Annotated in this window: 3 protein-coding genes; all 3 read left to right on the forward strand. The window is 74.2% G+C overall.

Annotation, left to right across the window (positions count from 1 at the left end; translation table 11 throughout):
• Window positions 1-996: HEXXH motif-containing putative peptide modification protein (locus KS423_RS42230; RefSeq protein WP_263455808.1), on the forward strand; the 996-nt coding region annotated here is incomplete at its 5' end.
• Window positions 997-1,354: 358 nt separating this feature from the next.
• Window positions 1,355-1,540, forward strand: coding sequence for a hypothetical protein (locus tag KS423_RS42235; protein ID WP_224285014.1), 186 nt, complete (start codon window positions 1,355-1,357; stop codon window positions 1,538-1,540).
• A gap of 56 nt (window positions 1,541-1,596) precedes the next feature.
• Window positions 1,597-3,033, forward strand: a 1,437-nt coding sequence (locus KS423_RS42240; protein WP_224285015.1) for an FxsB family cyclophane-forming radical SAM/SPASM peptide maturase, incomplete at its 3' end; no start/stop codon positions are given.

Below are 3,033 nucleotides of genomic sequence, written 5' to 3' on the forward strand. Positions count from 1 at the left end.
GGCGTGGACCGGGCGACGTTCCGGGCGATCGCGGGCGCGCGCGGCGGGCCGGAGGCCGTCCGGCTGCTGCGCGGCGGGCAGTTGAGCAAGCGGGCGCTGCTGCTGCTGGCGCTGCGCCGGGCGGCGCCGGAGCACGACGGCTACCGGGAGGCGTACGCCAGGGTCCGGGCGCTGCAGCGGGACGACCGTGCGAGGTGGGAAGAGGTACTGCTGCGGCCCGAGTTGGACGCCTGGGCGGCCGACTGCCTGCGCGGCGTGACGGCGGGGGAGGGCGCTCCGCTCGGCGGGCTGGGCGAGTTCCTCCGCCCCGTTCCGGGCCCGGCCCTCGCGCTGGAGTGCGACGGGCTGCGCTGGGCGCCGTCGGTCGACCATGCCGGTCCGCGCCGGGTGGACTACGGGCGCCCGCCGGCCGGTCCGCTGCCGGACGGTGAACTCGCCCTCTGGGAGGAGCGGTTGGCCGAGACCTGGGACATCCTGGTGCGCCGCCACCGCCGTCACGCGCAGGCCGTCGCGGCCTGCGTGACCACCGTCGTACCGCTGCTGCCCGCCCCCAACGGGGCGACGGTCAGTGCCGCCGCCCGGCGGGCGTACGGTGCGGTGGCGGCCTCGCTGCCGGGCGATCCGGTGTCGCTGGCGCTGGCCCTGGTGCACGAGTTCCTGCACGTCCAACTCGGCGCCCTGCTGGACCTGGTGCCGCTGCACCGGCCCAACGGCCAGGCCGTCCACCATGCCCCCTGGCGGCCGGACCTGCGCCCGGCCGGGGCGCTGCTCCAGGGGGCGTACGCCCACCTGGGCGTGGCGGACTTCTGGCGGGCGGAGGCGGCCGCCGGGGCGGGCGACGCCGCCCGTGCGCACCGGGAGTTCGTGCGCTGGCGGACGCACACCCTGACCGCCGGGAAGACGCTCCTGGACTGCGGTGAACTGACGTCGAGCGGCGTGGAGTTCACCGGGGAGCTGGTGCGTGCCGTCCGGGAGCTCGGCGAGCCGGGGGAATGAATCCTTGGCGCCGGATGCTTGGCCGGATGGTGTGCTTCCCTGGGCACTCCCCGGGTGTGCCCAGGTCGTCGGCTCGGTTCCTGTCCGGGTGTGGTCTCCGGCGCTTGCCCCGGCGCTGTCCGGGTGCTCGCCCCGGGGCTGGTTCCGACGCGCTTCGGCGTGCGCCACGGCGAAGTGCGCGACCGCTGAACGGGTGAATTCTTGGGGTCCAGCGTGCTGTCATGCGACGTCGGCCGCCTGGGGAGCCCAACGTGAGTCCGCAAGGTGCCGCGCGGAGTCTTCGCGGGCACTACATTGGTCGCAACCGGGTGGGCCTACCCACCCTCGGCAGGTCCTAACCGCGCCTAAGGAAACGAACATGACTCCGGTAACCAGCACCAGGCCGGCCGGCAAGCTCACTGACCATCAGGAGACGCCGGAACGCCCCTCCCTCGCCGATCTCGCCGAGCTCGGCGCGGAAGAACTCGCCGCCCGCCTCCAGCGCGCGCTCCCCAGCGTGGACTCCGGCCTCGTGCCGGTCGCTGCCTTCAACTCCTCGATCTGACCCCACCCGGAAATCCGAGCGGAACCCAGACCGAGCAGACCGAACCGAACAGTCCCATGACGACGTCGACTCCGCTGCCGTTGACGCAGTTCGTGGTCAAGATGCACAGCAGGTGCGATCTGGCCTGCGACCACTGCTACGTCTACGAGCACGCGGACAGCAGCTGGCGTTCCCGGCCGAAGGTCATCGCGGACGGGATCCTGGCCAAGGCCGCCGAACGCATCGGCGAGCACGCGGCCGCCCACCGGCTGCCCGCCGTCCGGGTCGTCCTGCACGGGGGAGAACCCCTGCTCGCCGGCCCGGACCGCTTGCGCCGCGCCGCCGGGGCGCTCCGGGCGGCGCTCCCGCCCGGCTGCGCGCTCGACCTGCGCATCCACACCAACGGCGTGCTGCTGAGCCGGGACTTCTGCTCGCTGTTCGCGGAGCAGGACATCAAGGTCGGCATCTCGCTGGACGGCGACAAGGCCGCCAACGACCGCCACCGGCGGTTCGCCGACGGACGCAGCAGCCATCCGCAGGTGCTGCGGGCCGTCGCGTTGCTGAACGAGCCCGAGTACCGGCACCTGTTCGCCGGGCTGCTGTGCACCATGGACGTCGAGAACGACCCGGTGGCCGTGTACCGGGCGCTGGCCGAACTCCGCCCGCCCGCCGTGGACTTCCTGCTCCCGCACGCCACCTGGGACGAGCCGCCCAAGCGCCCCGCCGGGCTGGGCGCCACCCCGTACGCCGACTGGCTGCTGACCGTCCACAGGCTGTGGGAAACGGACGGGCGCCCGTTCGCCGTGCGGACCTTCGAGTCCGTGCACCGGACCCTGCGGGGGTTCTCCAGCCTCACCGAGTCGCTCGGCCTGGAGCCCTCCGACCTGGCGGTCCTGGAGACGGACGGGACCTTCGAGCAGGCCGACAGCCTGAAGACCGCGTACGACGGCGCGCCCGTCACCGGGATGAACGTCTTCGCGCACAGCCTCGACGACCTCGCCCGCCACCCCGGCATCGCCGCCCGCCAGTCCGGCCTGGCCGGACTGAGCGAGGCCTGCCGCGCCTGCTCCGTGGTCCGCTCCTGCGGTGGCGGGCTGTACGCCCACCGCTATCGGAGCGACGATGGAGGAGGCAGCTTCGACCATCCCTCCGTCTACTGCGGTGATCTCATGACGTTCATCAACGGCATTGCGGGGAGCGGGAGTCCGTCGGTCGTACCGGCGCAGGGGGCCACCGCCCCGGCGCCCGGCGCCGAGCTGCTGCTGCCCGGCGCGCTCACCCCGTCGCAACTCGACGAGCTCGCGCGCGGATACGGGAGCGCGGAGACCCTCGCCGCGCTCGGCCGCTCCCAACTCGCCCTCACCCGGGCGATGCTGGCCGCCGCCTGGGACGCCTCCGGACAGGGGCGGGCCGAGGCGTGGGCCCTGCTGGCGGAGCTCGACGTGGCGGCCCCCGCCGCCGTGGACACCGTGCTCGCCCACCCGTACGCCCGCGCCTGGGCGGCCCGCCGGCTC

The sequence above is a fragment of the Streptomyces sp. LS1784 genome (genome assembly GCF_020103755.1).
In the GTDB taxonomy this organism is placed as follows: Bacteria; Actinomycetota; Actinomycetes; order Streptomycetales; family Streptomycetaceae; genus Kitasatospora.